This window comes from Acinetobacter sp. CWB-G5, from assembly GCF_019209785.1.
GTDB classification, from domain to species: Bacteria; Pseudomonadota; Gammaproteobacteria; order Pseudomonadales; family Moraxellaceae; genus Acinetobacter; species Acinetobacter johnsonii.
In genome coordinates this window covers 1-5290 of the sequence record NZ_JAHUTF010000023.1, presented here as the reverse complement: position 1 = coordinate 5290, position 5290 = coordinate 1, and the positions used below count along the sequence as shown (strand labels likewise).

The 5290-nt window shown below is 33.3% G+C and carries 6 protein-coding genes and 1 pseudogene; 6 read left to right on the top strand and 1 reads right to left on the bottom strand.

Features of this window, described 5'->3' with window-relative positions; genetic code table 11:
* Positions 1-121: 121 nt before the first annotated feature.
* A pseudogene (locus KVY11_RS16495) lies at positions 122-310 on the top strand (PoNe immunity protein domain-containing protein); the annotation flags it as partial.
* 263 nt (positions 311-573) lie between these two features.
* Here the strand turns inward: KVY11_RS16495 and KVY11_RS16490 are convergent.
* A complete protein-coding gene (locus KVY11_RS16490) occupies positions 574-1452 on the bottom strand; it encodes a WYL domain-containing protein (protein WP_218289570.1) in 879 nt (292 codons plus the stop codon).
* Between the two features lie 370 nt (positions 1453-1822).
* Between KVY11_RS16490 and KVY11_RS16485 the strand changes: the two genes are divergently transcribed.
* The 5 genes from KVY11_RS16485 to KVY11_RS16465 all read left to right on the top strand — a co-directional run bounded on the left by KVY11_RS16485 (position 1823) and on the right by KVY11_RS16465 (position 5165).
* Complete coding sequence (locus KVY11_RS16485; RefSeq protein ID WP_218289569.1) at positions 1823-2089, top strand: multiubiquitin domain-containing protein; 267 nt, start codon at positions 1823-1825, stop codon at positions 2087-2089.
* Positions 2064-3263: a ThiF family adenylyltransferase gene (locus tag KVY11_RS16480; RefSeq protein ID WP_218289568.1), complete on the top strand. Its 1200-nt coding sequence runs from the start codon at positions 2064-2066 to the stop codon at positions 3261-3263. The genes KVY11_RS16485 and KVY11_RS16480 overlap by 26 nt, the downstream gene beginning before the upstream one ends.
* 3 nt (positions 3264-3266) lie before the next feature.
* Positions 3267-3698, top strand: coding sequence for a DUF6527 family protein (locus tag KVY11_RS16475; RefSeq protein WP_218289567.1), 432 nt, complete (start codon positions 3267-3269; stop codon positions 3696-3698).
* Positions 3699-3817: 119 nt separating this feature from the next.
* Positions 3818-4753: a hypothetical protein gene (locus tag KVY11_RS16470; protein ID WP_218289566.1), complete on the top strand. Its 936-nt coding sequence runs from the start codon at positions 3818-3820 to the stop codon at positions 4751-4753.
* 97 nt (positions 4754-4850) lie between these two features.
* A complete protein-coding gene (locus KVY11_RS16465) occupies positions 4851-5165 on the top strand; it encodes a hypothetical protein (RefSeq protein ID WP_256350823.1) in 315 nt (104 codons plus the stop codon).
* Positions 5166-5290: the final 125 nt, after the last annotated feature.

Sequence of the window (5290 nt, the reverse complement as noted above, 5' to 3'; positions counted from 1 at the left end):
CGCCATTTGCAACATTACTCGATGGAAAACGTATTTGGGCTGAAAAGAATTTAGCTCAAATTTAACCTGACAGTCTTAAGCAAATATCGGTAACTGTCAGATTAGGTTTGAACTAGTACACATAAGATCTGGAGTTAGCTATTATGGGTATTGGTCATGGGAAGCAGCAGCGGTTACTGTTATATCAAGAATAGATGATAGTAGCTATCGAGATAAACCTTACTATCCTAAAGATTTGGTTGATTATGCTCGAATTCAATATACGTCTTTAGATCAACAAGGTAATACTATGATCAAAGAATTACGATAATTTGTTTCTAATAAAAAAAGGCTGCAAATAGCAGCCTTTTTCTATGACAACATATGTGTCGCGTGACCGTCATGCGACACATTGTTTGTCATTTCTAGTTTATTAATATCAATAACTTAGATGTTTTTGCGACGCATGATGACATTGATTTGCGACACATAAGTTGTCATTTTTCTAGTTTTGCGACACATCCTCTGTCATTTTCGAAAAGTAACTTTTATTTATAACTATTTTTATTAGCTGAACTTACTTTGTATAATTCATTAGTTCTTATAGCCAGGAGCAAGAAAAACACTATTAACATCATATAAAGCTACAGAATTTCTTAACCAAAGATGAAATTCTTTTCCAATTAGGCTGTGATCAGTTGAGCAGTCGATATTCCATAGACGTAACCAATAGCCAGCTACAGCAGCTCTTACTTCTACTACTTTTACACCATCTTCCATATTATAGTCATACATTAATGTTTCAGGGCACTGAACATTTTTAGGGTTAGGGTGAGGAACGAGTTCTAATCTAACAAGTCGATTCCACTGACTATCCTGCGACCTAGATTCATTTTTTTCTACTTTTATTTTGGTTTCTTGCACATTCTTAAATCGTGTTAAAACGAAGTCAGCAAATCTACATTTTTCATAATCATATGCTCTTACATGCCATCTTAATCCATTATCGATTAAAGAATGTGGCGCAAGTTTTTTTTTGGAGAAACCATTATCTACTGAAAAATATTCAGTCTCTATAATTGTGTTACCCAAAATTGCTCTAGTTATTTTTAACAGAACATCTAAATCAGGCTCAGAAAGTCTTGGAGGTGATTGGATAGAGTCGAATTCACTTAACCCAATAGTCTTTGAATTAGTACTATTTCTTATGAAGCCTACTGCTGTTTTAAAATTGATTGGGAAATGAGGAACGAACTCAAGCAAATTAATTTCATAATGCTTTTCAACTTCATTAAAACTCAAATTGTTTGGGCATAAATCTTTATACTCTCTGAAATCCCGAGTTGCGGCTGGTAATGATATATCAAATTTTCTTGTTAGGTCTGATCTAGAGCACCAGCCTTTGAATCTTAAAGTTAATTCTATAAATCTTAGTCTTTCTTCCAAGTTTTTATTAATTTTCTTTTCTTCCATTGTATAAAACCTCTGTCATTACTAAGTAATCATATACGATCATTATTATCTCACGAAATAATCAAAACTACTACTTGACATGATCAAAATGATTATGTGATCATGGGTGGTGATCAAGAATTGTTCTTTAACAGTTGTCAATTGTTGAAAGAGTGAATTGAAAATTTTGTAAGTAAAGGAGGTACCATCTCATGAGTTAATTTATTTGAGCATTAAAAAAGCCCCAATGAAGATACATCGAGGCTTTAGTGTCTAGTTAGAGCAATCTAATTAAAAATTAAATTACAAGGTCTAAACGGTTTTCTTTTGGCGAAGATAATTATAACCGTAATAAAAGGACCTTGCCAACAAATAATGAAGGAATGACACAATGTCACAACATTCAGAAAATGGCAAAGGTAATCAAGACAAGTTCGTCAACATTATCGTCAATGCTCGTCCTAAAAAAGTTTATGGTGAGCGAATTAGTTATGAAGAAGTTCTAGAGCTGGCTTTCCCAGGTCAAGTTGATCCAAATATTGTATATACAGTCGCGTATGTTGGACCACAAACACCTGATGGAACTTTGGTTGCAGGGCAGTCAGTAGCTATTCGAAATGGGATGAAATTCGATGTCAATAAAACAAACCGTTCTTAATCCATCAGTACAGCGATTGATTGAAGACGGTTTTGAAATTGATATCCAGCGCCAGCATTTGCTGGTGCACTCTATTCCTTACCTCAATCAGTCATGTGAAGTAAAATTAGCTACTTTAGTTTGTCCATTTGTTGAAAATGGGGAAATTGAAACACAGCCTCAAGACCATACCATGTATTTCAAGGGAGAATATCCCCATGATGCAACTGGTAAGGAAATGTTTGAGGTTGTAAATAGTGAGAGAAAAATAATTCTATTTGATGATTTTAATGTGGATTATTACTTATCAAATAAGCCAAATGGTCAATCTTTTACTAATTTTTATGACAAGGTAGTTCATTATCACACGTTGTTCGTTAGCCAAGCTCGTGTTGTTGATGCAAATGCTGATGGTCGTACTGCTGTAGTACATGGTCAACGTGATGAACGTTCAGTATTTTGTTATCCGGATACAGCATCATCTCGTGTAGGGATTACAGCTATCACTCAGAAGCTGGAAGATTCTCGTATAGGGATTGTTGGTGTTGGGGGGACAGGAAGTTTTATCTTGGACTTGCTGGCTAAAACTCCAGTTCAAGAGATTCACTTATTTGATGCTGATAGCTTTGAACCACATAATGCGTTTAGAGCCCCTGGAGCGGCATCATTAGAGCAACTTCAAGCTTTTCCAAAGAAAGTTGAATATTTTCGTGAGATATATTCAGCGATGAGAGAGGGTATTTTTACTCATGATTACTTCTTAGATGAGCAAAATGTGCATGAATTGAATGAATGTACTTTTGTTTTTGTTGCTGTAGATAAGGGAATAGCTCGTCGAGTTATTACAGACCATCTTATTAAAAAAGGCATTCCGTTTATTGATGTGGGGATGGGGGTTGAGATAGCTAATGGTGTGGGCGGTGATCCACAATTACGAGGTACTTGTCGGGTTACTCTTGCGACTGATACTTTGAATAGTCATCTGTCATCACGACTAAATTTAGAAGACGATGATGAAGATGCTATATACCGAAGTAATATACAAGTTGCTGATCTTAATGCTTTAAATGCGGCCTTAGCTGTAATGCGATGGAAACAGTTTATGGGATTCTATCTAGATCAATTGAATGCCCATAATTTGAATCTGGTAATTCCTTTCCAATCATTGACACGTGATGATTGCCCTGAGGAATAGTAAATGGCAGTTAAAAATATTACACCAGTGTATGTAGAGTTTATTCCCGAAACTATTGAAGAGGGTAAGCTGTATATCAGTGAGGTTTATCAAACTGCTATTCATAAATGTTGTTGTGGGTGTGGTGAGGAGGTGGTTACACCTCTCTCACCAGTTGACTGGCAACTAAAAAAAGATATGAATAGGGTTTCACTTAGACCATCTATAGGGAACTGGAATTATCGTTGTAAATCACATTATTTCATTACGAATAATCGAGTTATTTGGGCTAATAGATTTACACAAAGGCAAATTACTAACGTCCAAACAAAAGATAGGTTTGATAAACAAAATTATATTGCTAGTAAGAATAAGCAGGAAGTTAATTATTTACCAGATCGAGATAACTGGTTATTGAAGCTTTGGAGATTTATTAAATCTTTCTTTAGGAATTAAGGACTAACTGATCCTGTAATTAAACTTATGTAAATACTGTAAAAATACTTTTACATTATATTAGATATTAAATTTAAGAAAGTTATTTTCTGTTAATGAAAATATAAAATGAGGGGTATGTGAATTTCACTGTTTTTTTATTGCAGAAAATAAAACTTATTGTTGATAACAGTGGGTTTATTGCTAAATTTACTATAGGTGTTGGTATATGTTTTATCCTTTTGTATTTTTGGTATATTGATTACTTTCCTACGGATTTATCATTAGGGGATGGTTTTTTATTTTTCTTAATTACAATAAAATTTTTATTCGTCTATGCATTATTTTTAGGTTCACACTATGCGCTTGGAAGTGTTTTATTATTCTTTCTGAAGGTTGTATGGGGTTTTTTCAAAGTTTTATTTTCATTACGAGGAAGTCTATCCAAAGGCTTGATAGATCTAATCTTTTTTAAACCAAATATTAATTACTTCTTAAATGGTTTAAGTAAGATTTTTATAAAATTTTTATTTTACACTTTGGGTTTTACTTTCATTTTTGTTTTTTACAGTGGGAAATCAATAAACTTATTGATAATGCTTTTTTTAAGTATTATTTTAAAAATATTTATTGATAAATTTGTTGAGAATTTAAAGGCTAATAATGCGGGATTAAAAGAAGATGAGAATAAAAATAAGAATATCAGGCTTTCAATGATGTTGCTTTATATTCTACTTGTTCCTAGTTCTGTGTATGTCTTTTACTCTGAAAAATCGAAAAATATTTTTATTAATACGGCACTAGGTTCTGTACGAGAAGATGAAAAGAACAGTTTAATTTATATCAAAGATGGATTTAAAGATTTCTTTCCAGAGTCAAAAATTGGGAAGAAAAAGGGGGGATATGTTGAGATAAAAGGTGGTGAGATAATTTTAAAAGGTGTCGGAAAGAATGCTTTAATTCAATATACAACTAAAACCAACAACCAAAATGGAAGTGAAGTTAAAATAAAAGTTAAAGTTGAGATTCCAAATGAGGCACTTTTGATTGTAAGAAGATCCCAACACAAAGAATAAACGACATATTAAATGGTACAGACTTTGTCGCTACTCATTCTTTAAACAATCGTTTATTCTGATTGCAGTAAAATCTTTCTGTAAAGGTTGTGAAGAAATGAGCGGTAATCGACGAATCTATGCAAATATCGATGCTATAGAACAACAGCAGGCTTATCAATCAGCTAAAAATAGTCAAAACAGAAAAATGACCCTTGAGGAAATTGAAGCCCAATTATTAGCAAAGTGGGATAAGAAGGTTGCACTACAAAGCAGAATCTTTGAACTAGAAAGCGAATACCACGAAGCTAAAGATATACTCGATGGTTGGTACAATAAAAGTAATCCCCTTTATGAAAAGCATAAAAGTTGTACAGAAAGTTTAGCTACTAGAATTGATAAGCTAAAAAAGCAGTTAGCAGAAATGGCTTAATATGTACTAGTTCAAACCTAATCTGACAGTTACCGATATTTGCTTAAGACTGTCAGGTTAAATTTGAGCTAAATTCTTTTCAGCCCAAATACGTTTTCCATCGAGTAATGTTGCAAATGGCGTTC